The organism is Streptomyces sp. V3I7 (assembly GCF_030817495.1).
In the GTDB taxonomy this organism is placed as follows: domain Bacteria; phylum Actinomycetota; class Actinomycetes; order Streptomycetales; family Streptomycetaceae; genus Streptomyces.
Genome location: NZ_JAUSZK010000001.1, coordinates 4,808,051 through 4,833,142 on the forward strand (window position 1 = coordinate 4,808,051; position 25,092 = coordinate 4,833,142).

The following is a 25,092-nucleotide window of genomic DNA, read 5'->3' on the forward strand; positions in this document are numbered from 1 at the left end:
GACGCGCTCCGTGGCCCCGCGCTACCGTCGGGTCATGAGCATCCGCGCCGTGGTCTGGGACGTCGACGACACGCTGTTCGACTACACGTCCGCGGACCGGGCCGGGATGCGGGCGCATCTGGCGGCCGAGGGGCTGCTGGACGGGGACGGGTCCGTGGAGCGGGCGCTCGCGCGCTGGAGGGCGGCGACCAGTCGGAACTGGCGGCGCTTCGAGGCGGGGGAGGCCGGCTTCGAGGAGCAGCGCCGGGACCGGGTCCGCGAGTTCCTGGACGCCCCGCTGACCGACGCCGAGGCCGAGGGCTGGTTCCGGCGCTACGTCGCCCACTACGAGGCCGCCTGGAGCCTGTTCCCGGACGTCCTGCCCGCCCTGGACGTCCTCGCCGCCGGTCACCGGCACGCGGTGCTGTCGAACTCCAGCATCACCGTCCAGGAGCACAAGCTGCGCACCCTCGGCCTCCGCGACCGCTTCGAGGTCGTGCTCTGCGCCGCCGAGCTCGGCATGGCCAAGCCGGAGGCCGGTGCCTTCCTGGCGGTGTGCGCGGCGCTGGACCTGCCCCCGCACGAGGTGGCGTACGTCGGGGACCACCCGGAGATCGACGGGCGGGGCGCCGCCGAGGCCGGGCTGCTGTCCGTCTTGATCGACCGGCGTGGGGCGGCCGCGGTCGGCGCCGGGGCGGCCCCGCCGCACCGGATCACGGCCCTCTCCGAACTCCCCGCGATCCTCGGCGCGCATACCCGTTTTGGAGCCCCGTCCACCTTCGGGTAATGTTCTTCCTGCGCCGCCGGGGAGCGGGCCGAAAGGCCGGGAACCGGGAGCGTAGCTAGAACAAAATCCCCTCCGGGGCTTGCGTTCCAGTGGCCTATGGTGTAATTGGCAGCACGACTGATTCTGGTTCAGTTAGTCTTGGTTCGAGTCCAGGTAGGCCAGCTCGCAGAGCTCATCTGCACCGCGGAGCACATCCGCAAAGCCCCCGTTGTGTAGCGGCCTAGCACGCTGCCCTCTCAAGGCAGTAGCGCCGGTTCGAATCCGGTCGGGGGTACTGATCTCGATCAACTCGGGATCGCTAGGGCCCCCGTTGTGTAGCGGCCTAGCACGCCGCCCTCTCAAGGCGGTAGCGCCGGTTCGAATCCGGTCGGGGGTACTGCTGGTCTAAACCGCATTGGTCTATGGTGTAATTGGCAGCACGACTGATTCTGGTTCAGTTAGTCTTGGTTCGAGTCCAGGTAGACCAGCTCGGATCTGCGGAAACGCTTGATCCTCGCCCCCGTTGTGTAGCGGCCTAGCACGCCGCCCTCTCAAGGCGGTAGCGCCGGTTCGAATCCGGTCGGGGGTACGCGGTTCGAAGGCCCTCCACTTCGGTGGAGGGCCTTCGGCGTGTGCGGGGGCCGTCACTTCCCCGTGAACCGGCGCCGCGACTCCTCCGCCTCGGCCAGCCGCCGCAGGCTCAGCAGCACCGGCTCGTACAGCACGGTCAGCGCCACCGCCGCCTCCACCTGCTCGTCCGCCGAACCGCCGTACCGCTCCAGCAGATCCAGGTCGGAGCCGGCGAGAGCGCCCATCGCCCGGCCGTACGGCTCCAAGTCCTCGACGGCGCACGGGTATCCGAGCCGGGTGAGCGCCGCGATCGCGCCCACCAGCATCCCGTACGCGGGCGCCTGGACCAGGTCCGTGCCGTGGCCCCAGCCCAGGCGCCGCACCAGTTCGTCGGCGCGCCGGGCGGCCTCGCCCGTCGCCGGGTCGTCCGCGGCGGGCGCCGGGCCGTGGGGGAGCGCGTAGACGGCCGTGCCCAGGCGCTCGTGGTGGGCGAGGCCCTCGTCCTGGAGGGCCGCGAGCACCTCGCGGGCCGAGGAGACCGTGATCCCGCCGACCTGGATGAGTGCCCGCACCAGACGCAGCCGGCGCAGATGCTCCTCGTCGTACTCGGCCTGGGTCGCCGTGATCCGGCGACCGGCCGGGAGCAGGCCCTCGCGCAGGTAGTACTTGATCGTGGCCGTGGAGACCCCGCCGCGCTCGCTCAGCTCCGCCAGTCGCATGTCCGCCTCGCCTTCGTGCTTCCTCTTGCGCCCCTCTTTGGAGAGTGCCACTATCCAAGCATGGATAGTCCAGCTATCCAACGCGCCACGGCCAGGGAGACAGGCAGAACAGCGACAGGGAATGGGGGACGTCATGAGCGAGCCGATCGAGGGGCGCATGACCGCCGCGGCGGAGGACGAGATCGTCGTCTTCCTCATCGGGATGCGCATCAACAGCTTCGCCGCGCTGCGGAGTTGGGTGCCGGTGTCCCGGGCGATGCCGCCGATGATCGCGGAGTTGGCGCGCGAGAAGGGCAGCGGACTGCTGGGATTCCAGCTTCTGCTGGGCTTTCCGCGGGTGTTGTACGTCGTGCAGTACTGGGAGTCCAAGGAGAAGCTCCTCGCCTACGCGTCGGCGCAGGGCAAGGAGCACCGGCCGGCGTGGGCCGCGTTCAACCGGCGGCTGCGCGAGGGGAGGGGCAAGGTCGGCCTCTGGCACGAGACGTACGTCGTGCCGGCCGGGTCCTACGAGTCCGTGTACGTGAACATGCCCGCGTTCGGGCTGGGCGCGGCCACGGGCGTCGTGCCGGTCGCGGGTCGGGGCGAGCGGGCTGCCGAGCGGCTCGGGCAGCGGGCGCCGTCCGCGGAGTGAGCGGAACTCGTCGGGGGAGGACCTGCCGCGGCGTTGAGGCGGGCCCTCCCCGGTGGGTTCCGGAGGAGACGGGTCAGTTCGAGCGGCGCAGGGCCTCGGAGAGGCGGGCGGCGGCGTCGATGACCGCCTGGGCGTGCATCCGGCCCGGGTGGCGCGTCAGGCGCTCGATGGGGCCGGAGACGGAGACCGCGGCCACCACGCGGTTCGACGGGCCGCGTACGGGCGCGGAGACGGACGCGACGCCCGGCTCGCGCTCACCGATCGACTGGGCCCAGCCGCGGCGCCGTACGCCCGACAGGGCCGTCGCCGTGAAGCGGGCGCCCTGCAGCCCCCGGTGCAGGCGCTCCGGCTCCTCCCAGGCCATGAGGATCTGTGCCGAGGAGCCGGCCTTCATCGTGAGCGTGGAGCCGACCGGGACCGTGTCCCGCAGTCCGGACAGACGCTCCGCCGCGGCGACGCAGATGCGCATGTCGCCCTGGCGACGGTAGAGCTGCGCGCTCTCGCCGGTCAGGTCCCGGAGGTGGGTGAGCACCGGGCCCGCGGTGGCCAGCAGGCGGTCCTCGCCCGCCGCCGCGGCCAGCTCGGTCAGGCGCGGACCGAGAATGAACCGGCCCTGCATGTCCCGCGCCACCATGCGGTGGTGCTCCAAGGCCACGGCCAGGCGGTGGGCCGTGGGTCGTGCCAGTCCGGTGGCCCCGACCAGACCCGCGAGGGTGGCCGGACCGGACTCCAGAGCGCTCAGGACGAGGGCCGCCTTGTCCAGAACGCCGACGCCGCTACTGTTGTCCATGCAACGATACTCATGTCTCACTCTGTGAAACGCAAGTTCAGTTTTCCGTGGAACGCGCCACTCTGGAAATCCACAGCGGACCCGTCGCGGACGGGACCGGCGTCAATGCCCGAGACCAGCGGCGAGCAGGCCGAGGGGCCACGAGCCCCGGCGGCGGGCGAGCCAGGAAAAAGGGGAAAGCGTTGGGTAGGACACTCGCGGAGAAGGTCTGGGACGACCATGTCGTCCGGCGTGCCGAGGGCGAACCGGACCTCCTCTTCATCGATCTGCACCTGCTGCACGAGGTCACCAGCCCGCAGGCCTTCGACGGGCTGCGCAAGAGCGGCCGCTCCGTGCGCCGTCTCGACCTCACCCTTGCCACCGAGGATCACAACACCCCGACCCTCGACATCGACAAGCCCATCGCGGACCCGGTCTCCCGCGTCCAGTTGGAGACGCTGCGCAAGAACTGCGCCGAGTTCGGCGTCCGGCTCCACTCGCTGGGCGACGTCGAGCAGGGCGTGGTCCATGTCGTCGGCCCGCAGCTCGGCCTGACCCAGCCCGGAATGACGGTCGTCTGCGGCGACTCGCACACCTCCACGCACGGGGCGTTCGGCGGCCTGGCGTTCGGCATCGGCACCTCGCAGGTGGAACACGTCCTGGCCACCCAGACGCTGCCGATGGCCCGCCCCAGGACGATGGCCATCACCGTCGAGGGTGAGCTGCCCGACGGCGTCACCGCAAAGGACCTGATCCTGGCGATCATCGCGCGGATCGGCACCGGCGGCGGCCAGGGGTACGTCCTGGAGTACCGGGGCTCCGCCATCGAGAATCTCTCGATGGAGGCCCGGATGACCATCTGCAACATGTCGATCGAGGCCGGCGCCCGCGCGGGCATGATCGCACCGGACGAGACCACGTTCGCCTACCTCAAGGGTCGCCCGCACGCCCCCGAGGGCGAGGACTGGGACGCCGCCGTGGCGTACTGGAAGACGCTGCGGACCGACGACGACGCGGTCTTCGACGCCGAGGTCGTCATCGACGCCGACGCGCTCGCGCCGTTCGTCACCTGGGGCACCAACCCCGGCCAGGGCGCGCCGCTTTCGTCCGCCGTCCCCGATCCGGCTTCGTACGAAGACGCGTCGGAGCGCTTCGCCGCCGAAAAGGCCCTGGAATACATGGGGTTGACCGCCGGGCAGCCGCTGCGCGACATCAAGGTGGACACCGTCTTCGTAGGTTCGTGCACCAACGGACGCATCGAGGACCTGCGCTCCGCGGCCGCGATCCTCCAGGGCCGCAAAGTCGCCGACGGCGTACGGATGCTGGTCGTCCCGGGCTCCGCGCGCGTGGGCCTCCAGGCCGTCTCCGAGGGGCTGGACGTCGTCTTCAAGCAGGCCGGCGCCGAGTGGCGGCACGCGGGCTGCTCGATGTGCCTGGGCATGAACCCCGACCAGCTGGCCCCGGGGGAGCGCTCCGCGTCCACCTCCAACCGCAACTTCGAGGGCCGGCAGGGCAAGGGCGGGCGTACGCACCTGGTGTCGCCGCAGGTCGCGGCTGCCACCGCGGTCCTCGGCCACCTCGCGTCCCCCGCCGACCTGTCCGCCGCCGACACCCGTACGCCCGCTGGAGTCTGAGACACATGGAAGCCTTCACCAAGCACACCGGCCGGGCCGTCCCGCTGCGGCGCTCCAACGTCGACACCGACCAGATCATCCCTGCTCACTGGCTCAAGAAGGTGACCCGGGACGGTTTCGAGGACGGGCTGTTCGAGGCCTGGCGCAAGGACCCGGAGTTCGTGCTCAACCGGCCCGAGCGGCAGGGCGCCACCGTCCTGGTTGCCGGGAGCGACTTCGGCACCGGCTCCTCGCGCGAGCACGCCGTCTGGGCCCTGCAGAACTACGGCTTCAAGACCGTGATCTCCTCCCGTTTCGCCGACATCTTCCGCGGCAACTCGCTGAAGAACGGCCTGCTCACGGTGGTGCTGGAGCAGGACACGGTGAACGCGCTGTGGGAGCTCGTCGAGAAGGACCCGCAGGCCGAGATCACGGTCGACCTCCAGGCGCGTGAGGTGCGCGCCGAGGGCGTCACGGCCCCCTTCGAGCTGGACGAGAACTCCCGCTGGCGGCTGCTGAACGGGCTCGACGACATCTCCATCACCCTCCAGAACGAGGCCGACATCGCCGCCTACGAGGCGAAGCGCCCCGCGTACAAGCCGCGCACGCTCAAGGTCTGAGCCAACGGCCCCCCGACGGCCCGGTCCACCAGGCCGGGCCGTCGACTTTCGGCCACCGCAACGCCCCATCTGTACCCCCGATCGCCACGATTGGGGGTACAGCCATGTCGGGGCCCAAGTGGTGCCGGCCGGCTCGGCGAGATGGGTCAACTTCCCATGTTGAAAGGGCGATTGACGGGGTAGGCGGGTCACGCGGGAGCGGCTCGCGAGCGTCCACGCAACGCCGCCGAAGACCGCAGTTGCCCCCTGCGCAGGCGACAACTCGCCCCAGATGGCACAATCTGTGCATGGAACACGACGGCCAACTCCAGCTCTATGCGGCGGTCGCGGACCAACTGAAGGAAGCGCACGCCAGAGTGCGCGCACTGCAAGTCCCGGAGGGCGTACGGATGGCGCTGACCCGGAAGCTGCTGGTCATTACGGCCGTGGCCAAGCACGATCTCGCCGACGCGGCAAGGCGTCTCGAACGGTTCACCGCAGACCTCGACGAGGGTCGATTCCCACAAGAGGAACGCTGAACAAGTCCGAGGCGGCCGAGTCTGTTGCGGCACAAGGGTGATTAGCCCGTTTCGTGTTTGATTTGCGGTATATATCTGCCTAACGTGCGAAAAAGCTTGAACACATTCGTTCTGGCGATGTCTCCGAAGGGGAAGACGTGAACAAGGCGCAGCTCGTAGAAGCGATTGCCGACAAGATGGGGGGCCGCCAGCAGGCCGCCGACGCTGTCGACGCGGTCCTGGACGCCATCGTCCGCTCGGTCGTCGCGGGCGACCGGGTCTCGGTCACCGGCTTCGGATCTTTCGAGAAGGTGGACCGCCCCGCCCGCTACGCCCGTAATCCCCAGACGGGCGAGCGGGTTCGGGTCAAGAAGACCTCGGTGCCCCGCTTCCGCGCCGGCCAGGGCTTCAAGGACCTGGTGAGCGGCACCAAGAAGCTCCCCCGAGGCGGCGAGGTCGCCGTCAAGAAGGCGCCCAAGGGCAGCCTGACCGGGGGCGCCGCCGCGACGGTCAAGAAGGCCGCCGCGAAGAAGGCCGCGGGCAAGAAGGCCGCGGCGAAGAAGACGACCGCGAAGAAGGCCCCGGCCAAGAAGACCACGGCCGCCGCGAAGAAGACGACCGCGAAGAAGGCCCCCGCGAAGAAGGCCACCGCCAAGACCACGGCCGCGAAGAAGACCACGGCCAAGAAGGCGGCGGCCAAGAAGGCCCCGGCGAAGAAGGTCACGGCCAAGAAGGCCCCGGCCAAGAAGTCGACGGCGCGCAAGACCACCGCCAAGAAGGCCACCGCCCGCTAGGCGTAAGGGCACACAGGGCACACACGCGCCGGGCCGGGCTCCCTCGGGAGCCCGGCCCGCGGCGTTTCACGGCCTGTGCGCGGTCAGAAGGTCTGCAGCGTGATCAGCGTGATCCGCCGGGCCTCTCCGGCCCCCTCCGTCTCGATCCGCACCCGCTGCCCCGGCCGCAGCAGCCTGAGCCCGCCCGCGTCGAACGCCGGGGCGTCGAAGGGCACCGGGGTGCCGTCGTCCAGGAGCACCTGCCCGCTGCGGGTTTCGGGGTCGTACGTGTATGCGGTCGCCTGCATGTCAGGCAGCCTACTGCCTGCCCTGCGGGCCCGGGATCAGCAGCCGGGCGGCCGCGGCCGCCGTGTGCGGGCCCACGCCCAGCGCCAGCGCCGTCCGCAGATCCGCGCCGGTGTCCACGTCCTGCCGTACCGAATCCACCTCGTCGAGCCCGAGTTCCACGGCCCCCGACGCGCGATGACGGACCCGGGAATCGATACCGAATGCGGGCCGCAATTCCCGCCCCGGAGTCACCGCCAGTACCGTTGTTCCTATTTCCGCGGCATCCGGAAGAAATGCGCGCGGGAATTCCGCCGCGGCATCCAGAACCCGGGACAATTCCGCGGGACGCAGTGCCGGGAGATCGGCGTTCAGGGTCGCCACCGGGGATTGCGGACGGGCGACGCGGACGACGCCCGCGGCGTGCGCGAGGGCCGCGTTGAGGCCTCCGCCCGGTTCGCCGGAGACGATGCGGGCGCCCAGCGCCGCCAGTTCACGGCCGGCCAGGGCGTCGTCCGTGACGACCGCCACATCCCGCACCGCGGGGCAGGTCAGCGCCGCCGCCACCGTGTCCTGGGCGAACGCGAGGGCCAGCACCGGGCGGAGTCCGTCACCCGCGGTGCCGGAGAGCCTGCTCTTGGCCCGAGCCAGGGGCTTCACGGGGATGACCAAGGTCCACTGCACCGACGTACCATCCCTCCCTTGTCGCGCTCATTGTCACCCCGCGCCGCGGCCGGCGGCGTCATGGGGAGGGACTGCGAAGCTTCCTGGAAGGGCGATGGCAGGAGGCGGGCGGGCGTACCGTGTTCTCGACAGACAGGCGGCCTGGGGCGACACTTGTGCGGCCCCCAGGCCCTAGAGGAAGGTGTCCGCGTGCCCCGCCGCAGAATCGGCTTCTGGTACCGCTTCGCCGCGGTGATCTGCAAACCACCCCTTGTGGTTCTGCTCAAGCGGGACTGGCGTGGAATGGAGAACATGCCGGCCGACGGCGGGTTCATCACGGTGGTGAACCACAATTCCCATGTGGATCCCTTCGCGTACGCCCACTATCAGTACAACACCGGCCGGGTTCCCCGATTCCTGGCCAAGAGCGGGCTTTTCAGGAAGGGCTTCGTCGGCGCCGCGATGCGCGGCACCGGGCAGATCCCCGTCTACCGCGAGAGCACCGACGCGCTGAGCGCCTTCCGCGCCGCGATCGACGCCGTGGACCGCGGCGAGTGCGTCGCCTTCTACCCCGAGGGCACCCTCACCCGCGACCCGGACGGCTGGCCCATGACCGCCAAGACCGGTGCCGCGCGCGTGGCCCTGCAGACCAAGTGCCCGGTGATTCCCGTCGCCCAGTGGGGCTGCAACGAACTCCTGCCGCCGTACGCGAAGAAGCCCGACCTGTGGCCGCGCAAGACGCACCACGTGCTCGCCGGCCCGCCGGTGGACCTTTCGCGCTTCTACGACCGGGAGATGACCGCGGAACTCCTCAAGGAGGTCACCGAGGTCCTCATGGCCGCCATCACGCGCCACCTGGAGGAGATCCGCGGCGAGAAGGCGCCCGCGACGCCCTACGACCCGCGCCGCGAGCGGATCGAGCAGCGGCGCCGGACGCAGGCGCAGGCCGTGCGGGAGACGCAGACGGTCCGGGAAGGGGACGGCGGCAAGTGAGCAAGTCTGTCAAGGCGACGGTCTTCAGCGCCGGTTCGTGGGGTACGGCGTTCGGCATGGTGCTGGCCGACGCCGGGTGCGAGGTCACCCTGTGGGCCCGCCGTCCGGAGGTCGCCGAGGCGATCAACTCGACGCGGATGAACCCCGACTACTTCCCCGGCATCGAACTCCCGGAGAACCTGCGGGCCACCACCGACCCCGCCGAGGCCGCCGCCGGCGCCGACTTCACCGTCCTGTCGGTGCCGTCGCAGACGCTGCGCGCCAACCTCGCGGATTGGGTGCCGCTGCTGGCGCCGGACACGGTCCTCGTCTCCCTGATGAAGGGAGTCGAACTCGGCACCACCATGCGGATGAGCGAGGTCATCGAGGACGTCGCCAAGGTCGGCCAGGACCGCATCGCCGTGGTCACCGGGCCCAACCTGGCCCGCGAGATCGCCGCGCGGATGCCCGCCGCCGCCGTGGTCGCCTGCACCGACGAGGCCGTCGCCCAGCGGCTCCAGGCCGCCTGCCACACGCCGTACTTCCGCCCATACACCAACACCGACGTCGTCGGCTGCGAACTCGGCGGCGCCGTCAAGAACGTGATCGGGCTCGCGGTCGGCATCGCCGACGGCATGGGGCTCGGCGACAACGCCAAGGGCTCGCTCATCACGCGCGGGCTCGCGGAGACCACCCGGCTCGGAGTCGCGCTCGGCGCCGACCCGCTGACCTTCTCCGGACTCGCGGGTCTGGGCGACCTGGTGGCCACCTGCTCCTCGCCGCTCTCCCGCAACCACACCTTCGGCACCAACCTCGGCAAGGGCATGACCCTGCAGGAGACCATCGCGGTCACCAGGCAGACCGCCGAGGGCGTCAAGTCCTGCGAGTCCGTGCTGGATCTGGCCCGCCGGCACGGCGTCGACATGCCGATCACGGAGACGGTCGTCGGCATCGTCCACGAGGGCAAGCCGCCGGTGGTCGCCCTCAAGGAGCTGATGTCGCGCAGCGCGAAGCCCGAGCGACGCTGAGCGACGCCCGCCGCCGGACGCTGTCTTGGGGCTCTACCAGCGGGTACTCTCATCGCGATATGAGCACCGAGAACCTCCCCCAGAGCCCTGAGCAGCCGTCTCGCAAGCCGCGCGTGGCCGTCGTGTTCGGCGGCCGCAGCTCCGAACACGGGATCTCCGTGGTCACCGCCGGCGCCGTCCTGAACGCCATCGACCGGGAGACGTACGACGTCCTGCCGATCGGCATCACCCGGGACGGCCGTTGGGCCCTCACCGCCGACGAGCCCGCGCGCATGGCCATCAGCGACCGCCGTACGCCCGACGTCGAGCAGCTCGCCGAGTCCGGCGCGGGCGCCGTGGTGCTCCCGCTCGACCCGGGCAACCGCGAGGTCGTCGTCAGCGAGCCCGGCTCCGTGCCCAAGGCCCTCGGCGAGGTCGACGTGGTCTTCCCGGTGCTGCACGGCCCGTACGGCGAGGACGGCACCCTCCAGGGCCTCCTGGAACTCTCCGGCGTCCCGTACGTGGGCGCGGGTGTGCTCGCCTCGGCCGTCGGCCAGGACAAGGAGTACATGAAGCGGGTGTTCACCTCCTTCGGGCTCAAGGTCGGCCCGTACGTGGTGATCCGGCCGCGCGAGTGGGCACGGGACGAGTCCGCCGCCCGCAAGAAGATCGTCGACTTCGCCGGTGAGCACGGCTGGCCGCTGTTCGTGAAGCCCGCGCGCGCGGGCTCGTCGATCGGCATCACCAAGGTCGACGACCTCTCCGGCCTGGACGAGGCGATCGCCGAGGCCCAGCGGCACGACCCGAAGATCATCGTGGAGGCCGCGCTGCGCGGCCGCGAGATCGAGTGCGGCGTCCTGGAGTTCGAGGACGGCCCGCGCGCCTCCCTGCCCTCCGAGATCCCCTCGCCCGAGACGCACGCTTACTACGACTTCGAGGCGAAGTACATCGACTCGACGCCCGGCATCGTCCCCGCCCCGCTGACGGAGGAGGAGACCGCCGAGGTGCGGCGCCTCGCCGTGGACGCCTTCGAGGCCGCCTCCTGCGAGGGCCTGGTCCGCGCGGACTTCTTCCTCACCGAGGACGGCGAGTTCGTCATCAACGAGATCAACACGATGCCCGGCATGACGCCGATCTCGATGTACCCCAAGATGTGGGAGGCGACGGGCATCGGCTACCCCGAGCTGATCGATCTCCTGGTGCGGGCCGCGCTGCGCAGGTCCACCGGGCTGCGTTGAGCGGGCGGGTACCTCAGTGAGAGCGGGCGATCCCTTCGGGGATCGCCTTCTTGATGGGCTCGGCGAGGCCGATCAGGGGCGTCAGCCCGTGCGCGGTGCGCTCCTTGGGAAGCGTCACCTCGACGTAGGCCGCGCGCAGCGTGGTGGTGAAGCGGAACGATCCGTCGTCCCGCTTCACCAGCAGCCAGCCGACGCCGTTCACCTCGACGCCGTCGGCCTCGGGGTCCCGCATCCTCGCGGGCCGCTCGACACCGCAGCGCAGTATGATCGCCGGGCTTCCCCAGGCAGCCGTGTAGGCGGACCGGGGCGCGGGGTCGTCGCGGCGCTGCCCGTCCAGCGTGCCCGGCAGCTCCTGGTGCAGGTTCCGGCACATCCCGGCGGTCTTCGCGTCCGGGCGGGGAGCCGCCACGGCGGGGCTGTCGTCCGCCGCGGAGCAGCCCGCGACGGCGAGCAGCAGGGTCAGCGCGGGCAGGCCGAGAGGCCGGTGACGGAAGATGTTCACCGGCCAAGCGTAGACGGGGGCTAGATATGCACGACCGGGCAGGTCAAGGTACGGGTGATGCCGTCCACTTGCTGGACCTTGGCGACCACCATGCGACCCAGGTCGTCGACGGTGTCCGCCTGGGCGCGCACGATGACGTCGTAGGGTCCCGTCACGTCCTCGGCCTGGATGACTCCGGGGATCTTGCTGATCGTCTCGGCGACGGTCGACGCCTTGCCGACCTCCGTCTGGATCAGGATGTACGCCTGTACCACGGAACCTCCAGGGCGGCCACGAGGATCATGTGGGGAAAAGGAACGCCACGGTATCGCGTCGCCGCTCGCCGCGGGGAGACCTGCGGGAACCCGGGGCCCCGCGCCGGGGTCCGGGTACGACAGAAGTTGACGGCCGCCTCGACCGTATCGAGACCGACGGTGAAGCGCGAGCGGGCACGGACAGCCACAGAAGGGGCGCTAGGACAATGAAGGGCACTGTTGGTGAGCTCGGGGAGTTCGGGCTCATCAGGGAGCTCACCTCCCGTCTGACGACCACCTCGGCGGTCCGGGTCGGCCCCGGCGACGACGCCGCCGTGGTCGCGGCGCCCGACCGGCGGGTGGTGGCCAGCACCGACATCCTGCTGGAGGGGCGGCACTTCCGCCGGGACTGGTCCACGGCGTACGACGTGGGACGCAAGGCGGCCGCGCAGAACCTCGCGGACATCGCCGCGATGGGCGCCGTGCCGACCGCGCTGCTGCTCGGCCTGGTCGTCCCCGCCGAACTCCCGGTCACCTGGCCGACCGAGCTGATGGACGGCCTGCGCGACGAGTGCCAGGTCGCCGGCGCCTCCGTGGTCGGCGGCGACGTCGTGCGCGGCGACACCATCATGGTGTCGATCACCGCGCTCGGTGATCTGCGCGGCCAGGAGCCGGTGACGCGGGCGGGCGCGCAGCCGGGCGACATAGTCGCCGTGACCGGCTGGCTGGGCTGGTCCGCCGCCGGGTACGCGGTGCTCTCCCGCGGCTTCCGCTCGCCCCGCGCCTTCGTCGAGGCCCACCGGCGCCCGGAACCGCCGTACTTCGCGGGTCCCGCGGCGGCGGCGCTGGGCGCGACCGCCATGTGCGACGTGAGCGACGGGCTGATCGCGGACCTCGGGCACATCGCCGAGTCCAGCAAGGTCCGTATCGACATCCGCTCCGGCGCGATCGACATCCCCACCCAGATGAACGACATCGGGCAGGCCGTCGGCGTCGACCCGATCCAGTGGGTGCTGACCGGGGGAGAGGACCACGCGATCGTGGCGACCTTCCCGCCGGACGTGAAACTGCCCGCGCGCTGGAAGGTCATCGGCGAGGTCCTCAACCCCTCGGCGCTGCCCCTGGTGACCGTCGACGGCGCACCCTGGGCCAGCAAGGGCGGCTGGGACCACTTCGGAGACATCGAGTCATGAGTGCGTCCGCCCCTCCCACCGCGCTCACCGTGGCCGGCTCCGACTCCGGCGGCGGCGCCGGGATCCAGGCCGACCTGAAGACGATGCTGGCGCTCGGCGTGCACGGCATGAGCGTCGTCACCGCCGTGACCGCGCAGAACTCCCTCGGCGTCCAGGGCGCTTGGGAACTGCCAGTGGAGGCGGTGCGGGCCCAGTACCGCAGCGTCGTGGACGACATCGGCGTACGGGCCGTGAAGACCGGCATGCTCGCCACCGCGGAACTCGTCGAGGCGGTCGCCGAATTGCTCGCGGCGACGGACGCGCCCATCGTCGTGGACCCGGTCGGCGTCTCCAAGCACGGGGACGCGCTGCTGGCCGCCTCGGCGCTGGAGTCGGTGCGGAAGAAGCTGCTGCCGGTGGCGACCGTGGCCACCCCGAACCTGGACGAGGTGACGCAGCTCACCGGCGTACGGGTCGAGTCGGAGGACCAGTTGCGCGAGGCCGCGGCGGCCGTGCTGGCGTACGGGCCGCGCTGGGCGCTGATCAAGGGCGGGCATCTGCCCGGAGAGGCCGTCGATCTGCTGACCGACGGCCGCGAGGAGCACTGGCTGCGGGCACCGCGCCACGACAACCGGCACACGCACGGCACCGGCTGCACGCTCGCCTCGGCGATCGCGGCCGGGCTGGCGAAGGGACTGTCCGTGCCGGATGCGGTGCGGGAGGCGAAGGAGTACGTGACCGGCGCCATCGCGGCCGGCTTCGCGCTCGGCGGCGGGATCGGGCCGGTGGACCACGGGTGGCGCTTCCGCGGGAGGTGACGCGGACCTCTCGGGCGCCGTGCCGACGGTTCTCAGGAAAGGCAGAAAGCCGGCCCACCGTGAGGTGGACCGGCTCTACGCAGTGAACCAGCAGTGGCCGCGCTAAACGTCAGCGCGAGACCTTGCCGGCCTTGATGCACGAGGTGCAAGCGTTCACGCGCTTCGGCGTCCCGCTCACCACGGTACGCACACGCTGGATGTTCGGGTTCCAGCGGCGGGACGTACGGCGGTGCGAGTGCGAGATGTTGTTGCCGAAGCCCGGCCCCTTGCCACAGACGTCGCAGTTGGCAGCCACGGGTCACTCCAAAGACTTCAGATGCACTTACGGTTAATCCCGGCATGCCGGGATCGAGATCCGCGAGGATCGGAGATCTTGAGTGGCGGTGCCAGGGGACGGCCCGATTCGGATCGGGCAACCGGAGCAGCATACAACGGCTGCGTCGGTGCAACGAAACTACCATGACCGGCCGGCGTCCGGCGTCCGGCGTCCGGCGTCCGGCTCCCGGCCCTCGTCCGGCGGGCACGGGCGCGGGGTCTACGCTGCGTCCCACGTCCAGGAGTTCCAGGAGGCGCAGGTGGCGCAGGTGCCGCAGACATTCTTCGATGCTCTCGCGGTGCGCACCTGGTGCGGGCACGCGCTCCGCGCGCTGGGGCGGGCCCGCGCGGAGATCGACGCGATCAACGTCTACCCGGTGGCGGACGGGGACACCGGCACCAACCTGTATCTGACGCTGGAATCGGGCGCGGTCGCGGTCGAGGCGGTGTTCTCCGGGTACGAGGCGTTCGACGGATCCAGGGCGTTCGACGGATCCGAGGCGGGCACGGACGAGACGGCCCGGCCCTCGCTGGCCGAGGCCGTGCGCGCGATGGCGCACGGGTCCCTCATCGGGGCGCGCGGCAACTCCGGCACGATCCTCGCGCAACTGCTGCGCGGCATGGCACAGGTCCTCGCCGCCGACAGCGAGACCTCAGGTGACGTGACTCACGCCGACGGGCCGGGGCTCCGGCTCGCCCTGCGGCACGCGGCCGACTCCGCTCGCCAGGCCGTCGCCCACCCCGTCGAAGGAACGGTTCTGTCGGTCGCCTCGGCCGCCGCCGACGCCGTCGAGGGGGCCGAGGGTGACTGCGGGGCGGTCGCACGGGCCGCCTACGAGGGGGCGTGTGCCGCGCTGGCGGCGACCCCGGGGCAGCTGGCCGTCCTGGAGCGGGCCGGGGTGGTCGACGCCGGCGGGCGCGGGCTGGTGGTGGTGCTGGCGGCGCTGGTGGAGACGTTCACCGGCCAGGCACCGGGACCGGTCCAGGAGACGTACGCGCGCGTGGAGCCGCTTTCCGGGAGCGCGGCGGCGGCCGAGGGCTGCGGTGACGACGGTGCCCAGGCGGGCGGCCCGGCGTTCGAGGTGATCTACCTGCTGGAGGCCGACGACGACGCCGTGGCCCGGCTGCGCCGGCGGCTCGACGCCCTCGGCGACTCCCTCGTCGTGGTCGGCGGCGACGGGCTGTGGAACGTCCATGTGCACGTCGACGACGCGGGCGCCGCCGTGGAGGCCGGCGTCGAGGCCGGGCGGCCGTACCGGATCCGGATCACCCACTTCGGGCTCGGCGACGTGCACACCCAGGGCGGCGAGCGGCCGGTCCGGGAGCGGGCGCAGCGGGCCGTGGTCGCGGTCGTCCCGGGCGAGGGACTGGCCGGGCTGTACGCCGAGGCCGACGCGACCACGGTGCTCGCGCGCCCCGGGGAGCCGCCCGTGAGCGGCGAGCTGGTCGCGGCGGTACGACGGGCCCACGCGCGCGAGGTCGTTCTGCTCCCCAATGACGCCGATCTGCGCGACACCGCCGCCGCGGCCGCCGAGCAGGCCCGCGCGGAGGGCATCCGCGTCGCCCTGATCCCCACGCGCTCCGCGGTCCAGGGCATCGCCGCGCTCGCCGTGCACGAGCCGGAGCGCCGCTTCGACGAGGACGTCGTGGCGATGACCTCGGCGGCCGGCGCGACCCGCTACGCCGAGGTCACCGTGGCGGAACGCGAGTCCTGGACCATGGCCGGCATCTGCCAGGCCGGGGACGTGCTCGGCCTCATCGAGGGCGATGTCGCGGTCATCGGCTCGGACGTCACCGCCATCGCCGAGACCGTCCTGGACCGGATGCTCCAGGCCGGCGGCGAGCTGGTCACCATCGTCCTCGGGGATGAGACGCCGGACTCCGTCGCCGACCGCCTGGAGGCGCGCGTGCGCGAGTCCTACCTGGCCGTCGACACCGTGGTCTATCGGGGCGGACGGCAGGGGGCGCTGCTGCTCATCGGCGTCGAGTGAGACGCGGGCGTACGCGCGGGGCGCGCTGTCCTCGTGGAGGCGCGCCCCGCGCGTCGGTCACCGCTCCGGTCCGACCGGGAGGTCCAGCATCCGGACCGCTTCCAACAGCCGTTCCGCCGCGGTGTCGTCCGCGCCGGCGTACGCCGCCTGCACCGCCCGCGCGCGGGCGACCGCCTCGATCCGGGCGGCCGCCCGGATCGGAACGACCCCCCTGACCATGGGTTTCCTGCCACGTCTACGGCATTGTCAGTGATGTGGTGTGCAATGGATCTCGTGCCCGCACTGCGAGAACCACTGAAGAAGGCACTCGGCCCCGCCACCGCGAAGGTGATGGCCGAGAACCTCGACCTGCACACCGTCGGTGACCTCCTGCACCACTACCCGCGCCGCTACGAGGAGCGGGGACAGCTCACCCACCTCGCCGACCTGCCCATGGACGAACACGTCACCGTGGTCGCCCAGGTCGCCGACGCCCGCCTGCACTCCTTCGCCTCCGCCAAGGCCCCCGGAGGCAAGGGACAGCGCCTCGAGGTCACCATCACGGACGGCAGCGGCCGCCTCCAACTCGTCTTCTTCGGCCGAGGCGTTCACAAGCCCCACAAGGAACTCCTGCCGGGCACCCGCGCGATGTTCTCGGGCAAGGTCTCCATGTTCAACCAGAAGCTTCAACTGGCCCATCCGGCATACCAGTTGCTCTCGGAGGAGGGCGACGAGGCTGTCGAGAGCTGGGCCGGCGCGCTGATCCCGATCTACCCCGCCACCGCCAAGCTGGAGTCCTGGAAGATCGCCAAGGCGGTCCAGACGGTGCTGCCCAGCGCCCAGGAGGCAGCCGACCCGCTGCCCGACTCCCTGCGCGAGGGCCGCGGCCTCGCCCCGCTGCCCGAGGCCCTGCTCAAGATCCACCGCCCGCACACCAAGGCCGACATCGAGAACGCCCGCGACCGCCTCAAGTGGGACGAGGCCTTCGTCCTCCAGGTCGCCCTGGCCCGCCGCCGTCACGCCGACGCGAGCCTGCCCGCCGTCGCCCGCCGCCCCCGCCCCGACGGCATCCTCACCGCCTTCGACGACCGCCTCCCCTTCACCCTCACCGAGGGCCAGCAGAAGGTCTCCAAGGAGATCTTCGACGACCTGGCCACCGAGCACCCGATGCACCGGCTGCTGCAGGGGGAGGTGGGCAGCGGAAAGACCCTGGTCGCCCTCCGCGCCATGCTGTCCGTCGTCGACGCCGGCGGTCAGGCCGTCATGCTGGCGCCCACCGAGGTGCTCGCCCAGCAGCACCACCGGTCGATCACCGAGATGATGGGCGAGCTGGCCGAGGGCGGCATGCTCGGGGGGGCCGACAAGGCGACCAAGGTCGTGCTGCTCACCGGGTCCATGGGAGCGGCCGCGCGGCGGCAGGCGCTGCTCGATCTCGCCACCGGGGAGGCCGGGATCGTGATCGGCACGCACGCGCTGATCGAGGACAAGGTGCAGTTCCACGACCTCGGCCTGGTGGTCGTGGACGAGCAGCACCGCTTCGGCGTCGAGCAGCGCGACGCCCTGCGCAGCAAGGGCAAGCAGCCGCCGCATCTGCTCGTCATGACCGCCACGCCGATCCCGCGCACCGTCGCCATGACCGTCTTCGGCGACCTGGAGACCTCCGTCCTCGACCAGTTGCCGGCCGGGCGCTCGCCCATTGCCAGCCATGTCGTCCCCGCTGCCGACAAGCCGCACTTCCTCTCGCGCGCGTGGGAGCGCGTACGGGAGGAGGTCGAGGCCGGGCACCAGGCGTACGTCGTCTGCCCGCGCATCGGCGACGAGGAGGATGACAAGGCCGGGAAGAAGAAGTCCCCGGAGGACGAGGCGGAGAAGCGGCCCCCGCTCGCCGTGCTCGACGTGGCCGAACAGCTCGCCAGGGGCCCGCTCCAGGGGCTCAAGGTCGAGGTGCTGCACGGCAGGATGCAGCCCGACGACAAGGACGCCGTCATGCGCCGCTTCGCGGCCGGCGAGACCGACGTCCTGGTCGCCACGACCGTCATCGAGGTCGGCGTCAACGTCCCCAACGCCACCGCGATGGTCATCATGGACGCCGACCGCTTTGGCGTCTCCCAGCTCCACCAGCTGCGCGGCCGCGTCGGCCGCGGCTCGGCCGCCGGCCTGTGCCTGCTGGTCACCGAGATGCCCGAGGCGAGCCCCGCCCGCCAGCGCCTGGGCGCGGTCGCCTCCACGCTCGACGGCTTCGAACTCTCCCGCATCGACCTCGAACAGCGCCGCGAGGGCGACGTCCTGGGCCAGGCCCAGTCCGGCGCCCGCACCAGCCTGCGCGTGCTCGCCGTCATCGACGACGAGGAGATCATCGCCGAGGCGCGGGAGGAGGCCACCGCGATCGTCGCGGCGGACCCCGAGCTCACCGGATTCCCGGGCCTGCGCACCGCGCTGGACGCCCTGTTGGACGAGGAGAGGGAGCAGTACCTGGAAAAGGGCTGAGCGCACGGCGGATCGGCGGCCCGGCCGCCGCCTGACAGACTGGACCCGTAACCGCCTCCTCGAACAAGGACCCGAGATGACCCGCGTGATCGCCGGCAGCGCCGGCGGACGCCGCCTGTCGGTACCGCCCGGCACCGGAACCCGGCCCACATCAGACCGCGCGCGCGAAGGCCTCTTCTCCACCTGGCAGTCCCTGCTCGGCGGCCCCCTCGACGGCGAGCGCGTCCTCGATCTGTACGCGGGCTCCGGCGCCGTCGGCCTGGAGGCGCTGTCCCGCGGCGCCGGGCACACCCTGCTGGTCGAGGCCGACGCCCGCGCCGCGCGCGTCGTGCGCGAGAACGTGCGCAATCTGGGCCTTCCCGGCGCCGAGGTCAGGGCGGGCAAAGCGGAACAGGTCATTCGGACGGCCCCGCCGGAAAAGCCGTACGACTTGGTCTTTCTCGATCCTCCGTACGCCGTGACCGACCACGATCTCCGCGAGATTCTCCTCACACTCCGCTCGGGGGGCTGGCTCACGGACGAAGCCCTCGTCACCGTTGAGCGCAGCACCCGAGGCGGCGAATTCCTCTGGCCGGAGGGATTCGAGGGGATCCGGGCCCGTCGCTACGGCGAAGGGACGTTTTGGTACGGTCGCGCCGCCTCTACGTGCGAAGACGCACGATGACCGGACCGGAGAGCGAGGGACCACAAGTGCGCCGCGCCGTCTGTCCCGGGTCGTTCGACCCGATCACCAACGGACATCTCGACATCATTTCCCGCGCCTCCCGTCTGTACGACGAGGTCTACGTCGCGGTGATGATCAACAAGGCCAAGAAGGGCCTGTTCGAGATCGACGAGCGGATCGACCTGATCCGCCAGGTCACCGCCGAGTACGGGAACGTACGGGTCGAGGCGTTCCACGGCCTCCTCGTCGACTTCTGCAAGCAGCGCGACATCCCGGCCATCGTCAAGGGCCTGCGCGCGGTCAGCGACTTCGACTACGAGCTCCAGATGGCCCAGATGAACAACGGCCTGTCGGGTGTGGAGACCCTCTTCGTGCCCACCAACCCCACGTACAGCTTCCTGTCGTCCTCCTTGGTCAAGGAGGTCGCCACGTGGGGCGGCGATGTTTCCCATCTGGTCCCGCCGGTCGTCCTGGAGGCTCTCGGCAAGCGCCTCAGGAAGGACTGAATGCCTGGTCGGGGCGCCGGAGACCTGACAAACCGTCACCCGGTGTCGTACGGCCACCCCATGGCCGTACAGTCGACCCGTCCGTCTCCAACACAGCGGTAGAGAGTGGCGAGCACAGGTGGACGTGCAGAAGAAGCTCGACGAGATCGTTGACGCGGTCTCCAGCGCCCGGGCCATGCCCATGTCGGCGTCGTGCGTGATCAACCGCGCGGACCTGCTCGCGATGCTCGAAGAGGTGCGCCAGGCGCTGCCGGACTCGCTCGCGCACGCCCAGGAGCTGATCGGCGGCCGCGAGCAGATGGTCGAGCTGGCCCGCCAGGAGGCCGAGCAGATCATCGAGAGCGCCCACGCCGAGCGCGGCTCGCTGGTCTCCGGCACCGAGGTGGCCCGCCGCTCGCAGGCCGAGGCCGACCGCATCCTCGCCGAGGCTCGCCAGGAGGCCGAGGAGGTCCGCGCCGAGGCCGACGACTACGTCGACTCCAAGCTCGCCAACTTCGAGGTCGTCCTCACCAAGACCCTCGGCTCGGTCGGCCGCGGCCGCGAGAAGCTGCTGGGCACCGGCCCCGGCCTCGACGAGGCCGGCTTCGAGGACGAGGACGCCCCCGAGCGCAGCCAGGACCCGGAGACGCTGAGGCACAACGCGGACGCGTACGTCGACGTCAAGCTCGGCGCCTTCGAGGCGGTCCTGGCCAAGACGCTGGAGGCGGTCGGCAAGGGCCGTCAGAAGCTGCACGGCCGTATCGCCACCGACGATCTCGGCGCCCTCGCCGACGACCCCACGACGATCCAGCACTCCAGCGACGCCGACTACCTCGCCGACCTCGCGGCCCTTGCGGACCCCCCGGCGGGCCGGCAGGCCGCGCAGCCGGCCCAGCGGGAGGCCTACTCCCCGCCGGAGCCGGTCCAGCAGGATCCCTACGGCTACCAGCAGCCCGATCCGTACGCGGGCTTCCCGCAGCAGCAGGGGCAGCCGGCGTACGCCCAGCAGGATCCGTACGGCTACCAGCAGCCCGATCCGTACGCCGTCGAGTACGCGCAGGCGGCCGGGGCTCCCGTCCAGGGCTACGGCCCGCACGCCCAGCAGGCCGGCTACGACCCGCACCAGCAGCACCCGCAGCACCAGCAGCATCAGCAGAACCACCAGGGCTACGATCTCGACGAGACCAGTCTCTTCGACACCAGCATGATCAGCGCGGAGCAGTTGAGGGCGTACGAACAGGGGCGCGGGCTCTAAGCCCTGGGGCGGCGGCCGCGGGTCCGGGGCGGGGCTCTCGTCCCGATTGGGTCGAGAGCGAAAGGTCCAGTATCCTGGCTGTTCGGTCGCGCATACGTCCGCGATCAGCGCTGCCCACGACACCTGAGGGCAGTGACCCTCTGAGCTCAGAGATCGAAGGAATGGCCTCTCACTCGCACCTCGACCACCGCAAGCCCCTCGTGTTCGACACGCACGAGCTGGGGCGGCGTCCTGGTGCGATGCTGCGGCTGACCCGCACGGTCGACGCCCCCAGGGACTTCGGTATCCAGGGAGTCATCGGAGTGCCGGAAGGCGCCCCGTTGGAGCTTGATCTCCGACTCGAGTCGGTCATGGAAGGGGTGCTTGTCACAGGCACCGCCCGTGCACAGGCCGAGGGGGAGTGCGTAAGGTGTCTGGAGCCGCTCGAGTTCGAGCTCGAAGCGGACTTCCAGGAGATGTTCTCGTACCCCGACACCGACGACCGGAACCGCGTGATCGCGGAGCCGGGCGACGACGCCGAGGACGACGAGGACAGGCTTCACCTCGAGGACGGACTCTTCGACCTCGAGCCTGTGCTGCGTGATGCGGTGGTGCTCGCACTGCCGATGCAGCCGGTGTGCCAGGAAGACTGTCCGGGACTGTGCTCCGAGTGTGGAGCGCGGCTCGCTGACGACCCGGACCACCATCACGACGCCACCGACATTCGTTGGGCGGCATTGCAGGGACTCGCCGACACCATGCCGGACGGCGAGAAGGACGAGATGAGCGGCGCCGAACCGGGCGTCGACGAGAAGCAGGAGAAGTAGCCGTGGCTGTTCCGAAGCGGAAGATGTCGCGCAGCAACACGCGCCACCGCCGGTCGCAGTGGAAGGCTGCGGTCCCCACCCTGGTTGCGTGCGAGCGCTGCCACGAGCCCAAGCAGCAGCACATCGCCTGCCCCGCTTGCGGCACCTACAACAAGCGCCAGGTCCTCGAGGTCTGAGCGGCTGGTGAGAGGCACTGTGTCCACTGCCAAGAAGGCGGAAGGCGCCGAACCCAGCAGTCCCCGCAGGCGCGGGGGTGCTCCGGCGGACAACACGGCCTCGTCCCACACGCTTCTGGAAGGGCGGCTCGGCTATCAGGTCGAGTCCGCCCTTCTGGTGCGAGCACTGACCCACCGTTCCTACGCGTACGAGAACGGCGGTCTGCCGACGAACGAGCGGCTGGAGTTCCTCGGTGACTCCGTCCTCGGTCTCGTCGTCACGGACACGCTGTACCGCATCCACCCCGACCTGCCTGAAGGCCAGCTGGCCAAGCTTCGGGCCGCGGTGGTGAACTCGCGTGCGCTCGCGGAAGTGGGTCGCGGTCTCGACCTGGGCTCCTTCATCCGGCTGGGCCGCGGTGAAGAGGGCACGGGCGGACGGGACAAGGCATCCATCCTCGCCGACACCCTCGAAGCGGTGATCGGCGCGGTCTATCTCGACCAGGGCCTCGACGCGGCGTCCGAGCTGGTGCACCGGCTCTTCGACCCGCTGATCGAGAAGTCCTCCAACCTCGGAGCCGGCCTGGACTGGAAGACCAGTCTCCAGGAGCTCACCGCGACCGAGGGGCTCGGCGTGCCCGAGTACCTGGTCACGGAGACCGGCCCCGACCACGAGAAGACCTTCACTGCTGCCGCCCGCGTCGGAGGCGTCTCGTACGGCACCGGCACCGGCCGCAGCAAGAAGGAGGCGGAACAGCAGGCCGCCGAGTCCGCCTGGCGGTCCATCCGGGCCGACGCGGACGCGCGCGCCAAGGCGGCCAAGGAGGCCGCCCTGTGCGACTCGGTGAACGACACCGCGTCGCCCGCCTCCGCCTGACGAACAGCGCACCCGAGCGCCCGCCCCGACCCGGGGCGGGCGCTCGGCGCATCCACGGTCGATTTCGGTCCACACGTTTCACACACGGTTTTCCTACGGGGGTCCCCATGCCCGAGCTGCCCGAGGTCGAGGTCGTACGACGCGGCCTTCAGCGGTGGGTCGCCCATCGCACGGTCGCCGACGTCGAGGTGTTCCACCCGCGCGCCGTCCGCCGCCACCTGGCCGGCGCCGACGACTTCGCGCACCGGCTCAAGGGCCACCGCATCGGCGTCCCGAGCCGGCGCGGCAAGTACCTGTGGCTGCCTCTGGAGGACACCGACCAGTCGGTGCTGGCGCACCTCGGGATGAGCGGCCAGCTGCTGGTCCAGCCGCACGAGGCACCGGCGGAGAAGCACCTGCGCATCCGCGTCCGGTTCGCCGACGCCCTGGGTACCGAACTCCGCTTCGTCGACCAACGCACCTTCGGCGGACTGTCGTTGCACGACAACACCCCGGACGGGCTGCCCGACGTCATCGCGCACATCGCCCGCGACCCGCTGGACCCGCTCTTCGACGACGAGGCCTTCCACCAGGCCCTGCGCCGCAAGCGCACCACCATCAAACGGGCCCTGCTGGACCAGTCGTTGATCAGCGGCGTCGGCAACATCTACGCGGACGAGGCCCTTTGGCGCTCCCGGCTGCACTACGAGCGCCCGACGGCCACCCTCACCCGGCCGCTCACGGCCGGGCTCCTCGGCCACGTACGGGACGTGATGAACGCGGCCCTCGCGGTCGGCGGCACCAGCTTCGACAGCCTCTACGTCAACGTCAACGGCGAGTCGGGCTACTTCGACCGCTCGCTGGACGCGTACGGGCGCGAGGGCCTGCCGTGCAAGCGGTGCGGTACGCCGATGCGCCGCTGCCCCTGGATGAACCGCTCCAGCTACTTCTGCCCGAAGTGCCAGCGCCCGCCGCGCGTTCCGTCGTAAGGGATCAATACCCGAAGTCCTGTGTCCACCAAGGGCCGCCCGGCCCGTAGTGCACGCCGACGCCCAGGGTCTTGAAGTCGCAGTCGAGGATGTTGGCCCGGTGGCCGGGGCTGTTCATCCAGGCGGCCATGACGGCGGCCGCGTCGGCCTGGCCCCGGGCTATGTTCTCGCCGCCGAGGTCCGTTATCCCGGCCTTGGCCGCGCGGTCCCACGGGGTCAGGCCGGTGGGGTCGGTGTGGTCGAAGAAGTCCCGTGCGGCCATGTCGACACTGAACAGCTCGGCCAGCTTGGACAGCGAACTGTTCGCCGCCAGCGCGCTGCACCCCGCCTTCGCCCGCTCGTCGTTGACGAGCTTGAGCACCTCTGCCTCGGCGGCCTCCTCCGCGGAGATCGTCGCCGGGACGGAGGTCTTCGGGGGCGCCTTCGGGGCCTTGGTCCGGCCCGGCGGGGTCTTCGGCTGCTTGGAGTGCTTCGACGGCGGGGTCGTCCTCGGCTTCTTCGTCGGCGTCCCGGCGGGCGAGGGCGCGGTCGTGGAGGGTGCCGTCGACGCGGGGGCGGAAGGGCTGGGGGAGACCGAGCGGCCGGTGCCGTCGGCCCCGGTGGCACCGGTGCCCTGGCCGCCGTCGTCGGCGCTGCCCGAGGTGCCGCCCTGCTCGCTCGCCGCGTTGGTCGGCGAGCCCGCAGCCTGCACCCCGTCACCGCCGGTGGTACTGGTGCCGCCGCCGAGCCGGTAGCTCTCCAGGCCCGGGACCACGCCCGTGGCCACCGCCACCGTTCCGAAGGCGACGGCGGCGGAGACGCCGAGCAGTCCGGTCCGTACGGGGGTGGCGGCCTTCTTCTTGCGCCGGTGGCCGCGGCCCCGGGGCGCCTGCTGCGGGGTGAAAGCGTCCGCCGTGGGGAAGACGGCCGTGTTCGTGGCGCGGGCGTAGTCGTCGTCGGTCGCGTAGAGGTACGCCGTGCTCCTCGCGGCGGTGTCCCCGTAGGCCTCCGGGTTCAGATAGGGCGCGATGCCCATCGGGCCGCGGCTCTCGCCGTGCCTGCCCCGCGGATCGTGACCGCCCATGGCGGAACCGCTGGTTTCCTCGACCCCCGTGGTGCGGCCCGTGGCGGCGCGGCCGGCGGCTGAGCGTCGGTGGCGTCCCATCCCCTTGCCCTCTTCCTCGTCCTCGCGGTCGGCCAGGGGCCCGCTTGAGCTCCCAAGCTCCCAAGCCGGAGGCCCCCGGGGCCGCGGCCCCCGCGTCACTGCGAGATCTCCGCGGTCTCTGCGACCCATGTGGTCCGTG

The 25,092-nt window shown here is 71.2% G+C and carries 29 protein-coding genes and 5 tRNA genes; 25 read left to right on the forward strand and 9 right to left on the reverse strand.

Annotated elements, in window-relative coordinates:
• The first annotated feature begins 34 nt into the window (after positions 1–34).
• From QFZ74_RS22550 to QFZ74_RS22575, 6 genes are all read left to right on the forward strand, one after another.
• Positions 35–766, forward strand: coding sequence for an HAD family hydrolase (locus QFZ74_RS22550; protein WP_307622628.1), 732 nt, complete (start codon positions 35–37; stop codon positions 764–766).
• Positions 767–856: 90 nt separating this feature from the next.
• A tRNA-Gln gene (locus QFZ74_RS22555) sits at positions 857–928 on the forward strand.
• A 39-nt stretch (positions 929–967) separates the two neighbouring features.
• A tRNA-Glu gene (locus QFZ74_RS22560) sits at positions 968–1,040 on the forward strand.
• 29 nt (positions 1,041–1,069) lie between these two features.
• Positions 1,070–1,142, forward strand: a tRNA-Glu gene (locus QFZ74_RS22565).
• A gap of 19 nt (positions 1,143–1,161) precedes the next feature.
• A tRNA-Gln gene (locus tag QFZ74_RS22570) sits at positions 1,162–1,233 on the forward strand.
• Positions 1,234–1,261: 28 nt separating this feature from the next.
• Positions 1,262–1,334, forward strand: a tRNA-Glu gene (locus QFZ74_RS22575).
• A 55-nt stretch (positions 1,335–1,389) separates the two neighbouring features.
• On the opposite strand, the gene QFZ74_RS22580 is transcribed toward QFZ74_RS22575, so the two are convergent.
• Positions 1,390–2,034, reverse strand: a complete 645-nt coding sequence (locus QFZ74_RS22580) for a MerR family transcriptional regulator (protein ID WP_307624246.1) — start codon at positions 2,032–2,034, stop codon at positions 1,390–1,392.
• A 133-nt stretch (positions 2,035–2,167) separates the two neighbouring features.
• Between QFZ74_RS22580 and QFZ74_RS22585 the strand changes: the two genes are divergently transcribed.
• Positions 2,168–2,665, forward strand: coding sequence for a DUF4188 domain-containing protein (locus QFZ74_RS22585; RefSeq protein ID WP_307622629.1), 498 nt, complete (start codon positions 2,168–2,170; stop codon positions 2,663–2,665).
• A gap of 73 nt (positions 2,666–2,738) precedes the next feature.
• Here QFZ74_RS22585 and ndgR read toward each other — a convergent pair whose 3' ends face one another.
• A complete protein-coding gene (gene ndgR / locus QFZ74_RS22590; protein WP_307622630.1) occupies positions 2,739–3,455 on the reverse strand; it encodes an IclR family transcriptional regulator NdgR in 717 nt (238 codons plus the stop codon).
• Between the two features lie 182 nt (positions 3,456–3,637).
• Between ndgR and leuC the strand changes: the two genes are divergently transcribed.
• The 4 genes from leuC (at position 3,638) to QFZ74_RS22610 (ending at position 6,958) form a co-directional block, all read left to right on the forward strand.
• Positions 3,638–5,068: a 3-isopropylmalate dehydratase large subunit gene (gene leuC / locus QFZ74_RS22595; RefSeq protein WP_307622631.1), complete on the forward strand. Its 1,431-nt coding sequence runs from the start codon at positions 3,638–3,640 to the stop codon at positions 5,066–5,068.
• Between the two features lie 5 nt (positions 5,069–5,073).
• A complete protein-coding gene (leuD, locus tag QFZ74_RS22600; protein ID WP_307622632.1) occupies positions 5,074–5,667 on the forward strand; it encodes a 3-isopropylmalate dehydratase small subunit in 594 nt (197 codons plus the stop codon).
• 287 nt (positions 5,668–5,954) lie between these two features.
• Complete coding sequence (locus QFZ74_RS22605) at positions 5,955–6,185, forward strand: hypothetical protein (RefSeq protein WP_307622633.1); 231 nt, start codon at positions 5,955–5,957, stop codon at positions 6,183–6,185.
• Positions 6,186–6,322: 137 nt separating this feature from the next.
• Positions 6,323–6,958: an HU family DNA-binding protein gene (locus QFZ74_RS22610; RefSeq protein WP_307622634.1), complete on the forward strand. Its 636-nt coding sequence runs from the start codon at positions 6,323–6,325 to the stop codon at positions 6,956–6,958.
• 83 nt (positions 6,959–7,041) lie between these two features.
• Here QFZ74_RS22610 and QFZ74_RS22615 read toward each other — a convergent pair whose 3' ends face one another.
• The gene (locus QFZ74_RS22615; RefSeq protein WP_307622635.1) at positions 7,042–7,245 is read right to left on the reverse strand and encodes a hypothetical protein; all 204 of its coding nucleotides are present in this window, start codon (positions 7,243–7,245) and stop codon (positions 7,042–7,044) included.
• 10 nt (positions 7,246–7,255) lie between these two features.
• The gene (gene cofC / locus QFZ74_RS22620) at positions 7,256–7,906 is read right to left on the reverse strand and encodes a 2-phospho-L-lactate guanylyltransferase (RefSeq protein ID WP_307622636.1); all 651 of its coding nucleotides are present in this window, start codon (positions 7,904–7,906) and stop codon (positions 7,256–7,258) included.
• 189 nt (positions 7,907–8,095) lie between these two features.
• Between cofC and QFZ74_RS22625 the strand changes: the two genes are divergently transcribed.
• Genes QFZ74_RS22625 through QFZ74_RS22635 form a run of 3 tightly spaced genes read left to right on the forward strand, consistent with a single transcriptional unit; the run spans position 8,096 to position 11,102 of the window.
• Positions 8,096–8,878, forward strand: a complete 783-nt coding sequence (locus QFZ74_RS22625) for a 1-acyl-sn-glycerol-3-phosphate acyltransferase (RefSeq protein WP_307622637.1) — start codon at positions 8,096–8,098, stop codon at positions 8,876–8,878.
• Positions 8,875–9,885 carry an NAD(P)H-dependent glycerol-3-phosphate dehydrogenase gene (locus QFZ74_RS22630; RefSeq protein ID WP_307622638.1) on the forward strand — a complete coding sequence of 337 codons (1,011 nt, stop codon included), beginning with the start codon at positions 8,875–8,877 and terminating at the stop codon, positions 9,883–9,885. Before QFZ74_RS22625 ends, QFZ74_RS22630 begins: the two co-directional genes overlap by 4 nt.
• A gap of 59 nt (positions 9,886–9,944) precedes the next feature.
• Positions 9,945–11,102: a D-alanine--D-alanine ligase family protein gene (locus QFZ74_RS22635; RefSeq protein WP_307622640.1), complete on the forward strand. Its 1,158-nt coding sequence runs from the start codon at positions 9,945–9,947 to the stop codon at positions 11,100–11,102.
• A 13-nt stretch (positions 11,103–11,115) separates the two neighbouring features.
• Here the strand turns inward: QFZ74_RS22635 and QFZ74_RS22640 are convergent, their stop codons facing one another.
• Positions 11,116–11,604 carry a DUF3515 domain-containing protein gene (locus tag QFZ74_RS22640; RefSeq protein ID WP_307622641.1) on the reverse strand — a complete coding sequence of 163 codons (489 nt, stop codon included), beginning with the start codon at positions 11,602–11,604 and terminating at the stop codon, positions 11,116–11,118.
• Positions 11,605–11,624: 20 nt separating this feature from the next.
• A complete protein-coding gene (locus QFZ74_RS22645; RefSeq protein ID WP_307622642.1) occupies positions 11,625–11,858 on the reverse strand; it encodes an Lrp/AsnC family transcriptional regulator in 234 nt (77 codons plus the stop codon).
• Between the two features lie 206 nt (positions 11,859–12,064).
• On the opposite strand from QFZ74_RS22645, the gene QFZ74_RS22650 reads away from it, so the two are divergent.
• Both QFZ74_RS22650 and thiD read left to right on the forward strand, forming a co-directional pair.
• Positions 12,065–13,030 carry a thiamine-phosphate kinase gene (locus QFZ74_RS22650; protein ID WP_307622643.1) on the forward strand — a complete coding sequence of 322 codons (966 nt, stop codon included), beginning with the start codon at positions 12,065–12,067 and terminating at the stop codon, positions 13,028–13,030.
• Complete coding sequence (thiD, locus tag QFZ74_RS22655; protein ID WP_307622644.1) at positions 13,027–13,827, forward strand: bifunctional hydroxymethylpyrimidine kinase/phosphomethylpyrimidine kinase; 801 nt, start codon at positions 13,027–13,029, stop codon at positions 13,825–13,827. The genes QFZ74_RS22650 and thiD overlap by 4 nt, the downstream gene beginning before the upstream one ends.
• A gap of 109 nt (positions 13,828–13,936) precedes the next feature.
• Here thiD and rpmB read toward each other — a convergent pair whose 3' ends face one another.
• A complete protein-coding gene (gene rpmB, locus QFZ74_RS22660) occupies positions 13,937–14,122 on the reverse strand; it encodes a 50S ribosomal protein L28 (RefSeq protein WP_003973430.1) in 186 nt (61 codons plus the stop codon).
• Positions 14,123–14,402: 280 nt separating this feature from the next.
• Here rpmB and QFZ74_RS22665 point away from each other — a divergent pair, with 280 nt between their 5' ends.
• A complete protein-coding gene (locus QFZ74_RS22665; protein ID WP_307624247.1) occupies positions 14,403–16,133 on the forward strand; it encodes a DAK2 domain-containing protein in 1,731 nt (576 codons plus the stop codon).
• A gap of 57 nt (positions 16,134–16,190) precedes the next feature.
• On the opposite strand, the gene QFZ74_RS22670 is transcribed toward QFZ74_RS22665, so the two are convergent.
• Positions 16,191–16,352 (reverse strand): hypothetical protein, encoded by a 162-nt coding sequence (locus QFZ74_RS22670; RefSeq protein WP_307622645.1) that lies wholly within the window; start codon positions 16,350–16,352, stop codon positions 16,191–16,193.
• 45 nt (positions 16,353–16,397) lie between these two features.
• On the opposite strand from QFZ74_RS22670, the gene recG reads away from it, so the two are divergent.
• The 8 genes from recG to mutM all read left to right on the forward strand — a co-directional run bounded on the left by recG (position 16,398) and on the right by mutM (position 23,809).
• Positions 16,398–18,599 (forward strand): ATP-dependent DNA helicase RecG, encoded by a 2,202-nt coding sequence (gene recG / locus QFZ74_RS22675; RefSeq protein WP_307622646.1) that lies wholly within the window; start codon positions 16,398–16,400, stop codon positions 18,597–18,599.
• 31 nt (positions 18,600–18,630) lie between these two features.
• Entirely contained in the window at positions 18,631–19,263 is a 633-nt protein-coding gene (gene rsmD / locus QFZ74_RS22680; protein WP_307624248.1) for a 16S rRNA (guanine(966)-N(2))-methyltransferase RsmD, read from the forward strand.
• A 26-nt stretch (positions 19,264–19,289) separates the two neighbouring features.
• On the forward strand, positions 19,290–19,769 hold the full coding sequence (gene coaD / locus QFZ74_RS22685) for a pantetheine-phosphate adenylyltransferase (protein WP_307624249.1): 480 nt from the start codon (positions 19,290–19,292) through the stop codon (positions 19,767–19,769).
• 118 nt (positions 19,770–19,887) lie between these two features.
• Positions 19,888–21,003, forward strand: coding sequence for an ATP synthase F0 subunit B (locus QFZ74_RS22690; RefSeq protein ID WP_307622647.1), 1,116 nt, complete (start codon positions 19,888–19,890; stop codon positions 21,001–21,003).
• 161 nt (positions 21,004–21,164) lie between these two features.
• A complete protein-coding gene (locus QFZ74_RS22695) occupies positions 21,165–21,809 on the forward strand; it encodes a DUF177 domain-containing protein (protein WP_307622648.1) in 645 nt (214 codons plus the stop codon).
• 2 nt (positions 21,810–21,811) lie between these two features.
• The gene (gene rpmF, locus QFZ74_RS22700; protein WP_028802425.1) at positions 21,812–21,985 is read left to right on the forward strand and encodes a 50S ribosomal protein L32; all 174 of its coding nucleotides are present in this window, start codon (positions 21,812–21,814) and stop codon (positions 21,983–21,985) included.
• A gap of 7 nt (positions 21,986–21,992) precedes the next feature.
• Complete coding sequence (gene rnc / locus QFZ74_RS22705; protein ID WP_307622649.1) at positions 21,993–22,841, forward strand: ribonuclease III; 849 nt, start codon at positions 21,993–21,995, stop codon at positions 22,839–22,841.
• Between the two features lie 107 nt (positions 22,842–22,948).
• Entirely contained in the window at positions 22,949–23,809 is an 861-nt protein-coding gene (gene mutM / locus QFZ74_RS22710; RefSeq protein ID WP_307622650.1) for a bifunctional DNA-formamidopyrimidine glycosylase/DNA-(apurinic or apyrimidinic site) lyase, read from the forward strand.
• 4 nt (positions 23,810–23,813) lie between these two features.
• Here mutM and QFZ74_RS22715 read toward each other — a convergent pair whose 3' ends face one another.
• Complete coding sequence (locus tag QFZ74_RS22715; protein WP_307622651.1) at positions 23,814–24,953, reverse strand: CAP domain-containing protein; 1,140 nt, start codon at positions 24,951–24,953, stop codon at positions 23,814–23,816.
• Positions 24,954–25,092: the final 139 nt, after the last annotated feature.

Bases quoted from the DNA above. Each gene is read 5' to 3' on its own strand.
- QFZ74_RS22585 (WP_307622629.1), top strand. From the start codon at position 2,168: ATGAGCGAGCCGATCGAGGGGCGCATGACCGCCGCGGCGGAGGACGAG.
- thiD (WP_307622644.1), top strand. From the start codon at position 13,027: ATGAGTGCGTCCGCCCCTCCCACCGCGCTCACCGTGGCCGGCTCCGAC.
- QFZ74_RS22670 (WP_307622645.1), bottom strand. From the start codon at position 16,352: ATGGTCAGGGGGGTCGTTCCGATCCGGGCGGCCGCCCGGATCGAGGCG.
- QFZ74_RS22550 (WP_307622628.1), top strand. From the start codon at position 35: ATGAGCATCCGCGCCGTGGTCTGGGACGTCGACGACACGCTGTTCGAC.
- recG (WP_307622646.1), top strand. From the start codon at position 16,398: ATGGATCTCGTGCCCGCACTGCGAGAACCACTGAAGAAGGCACTCGGC.
- QFZ74_RS22580 (WP_307624246.1), bottom strand. From the start codon at position 2,034: ATGCGACTGGCGGAGCTGAGCGAGCGCGGCGGGGTCTCCACGGCCACG.
- QFZ74_RS22605 (WP_307622633.1), top strand. From the start codon at position 5,955: ATGGAACACGACGGCCAACTCCAGCTCTATGCGGCGGTCGCGGACCAA.
- QFZ74_RS22695 (WP_307622648.1), top strand. From the start codon at position 21,165: ATGGCCTCTCACTCGCACCTCGACCACCGCAAGCCCCTCGTGTTCGAC.
- QFZ74_RS22615 (WP_307622635.1), bottom strand. From the start codon at position 7,245: ATGCAGGCGACCGCATACACGTACGACCCCGAAACCCGCAGCGGGCAG.
- QFZ74_RS22635 (WP_307622640.1), top strand. From the start codon at position 9,945: ATGAGCACCGAGAACCTCCCCCAGAGCCCTGAGCAGCCGTCTCGCAAG.
- QFZ74_RS22715 (WP_307622651.1), bottom strand. From the start codon at position 24,953: ATGGGACGCCACCGACGCTCAGCCGCCGGCCGCGCCGCCACGGGCCGC.
- ndgR (WP_307622630.1), bottom strand. From the start codon at position 3,455: ATGGACAACAGTAGCGGCGTCGGCGTTCTGGACAAGGCGGCCCTCGTC.
- QFZ74_RS22650 (WP_307622643.1), top strand. From the start codon at position 12,065: ATGAAGGGCACTGTTGGTGAGCTCGGGGAGTTCGGGCTCATCAGGGAG.
- mutM (WP_307622650.1), top strand. From the start codon at position 22,949: ATGCCCGAGCTGCCCGAGGTCGAGGTCGTACGACGCGGCCTTCAGCGG.
- leuD (WP_307622632.1), top strand. From the start codon at position 5,074: ATGGAAGCCTTCACCAAGCACACCGGCCGGGCCGTCCCGCTGCGGCGC.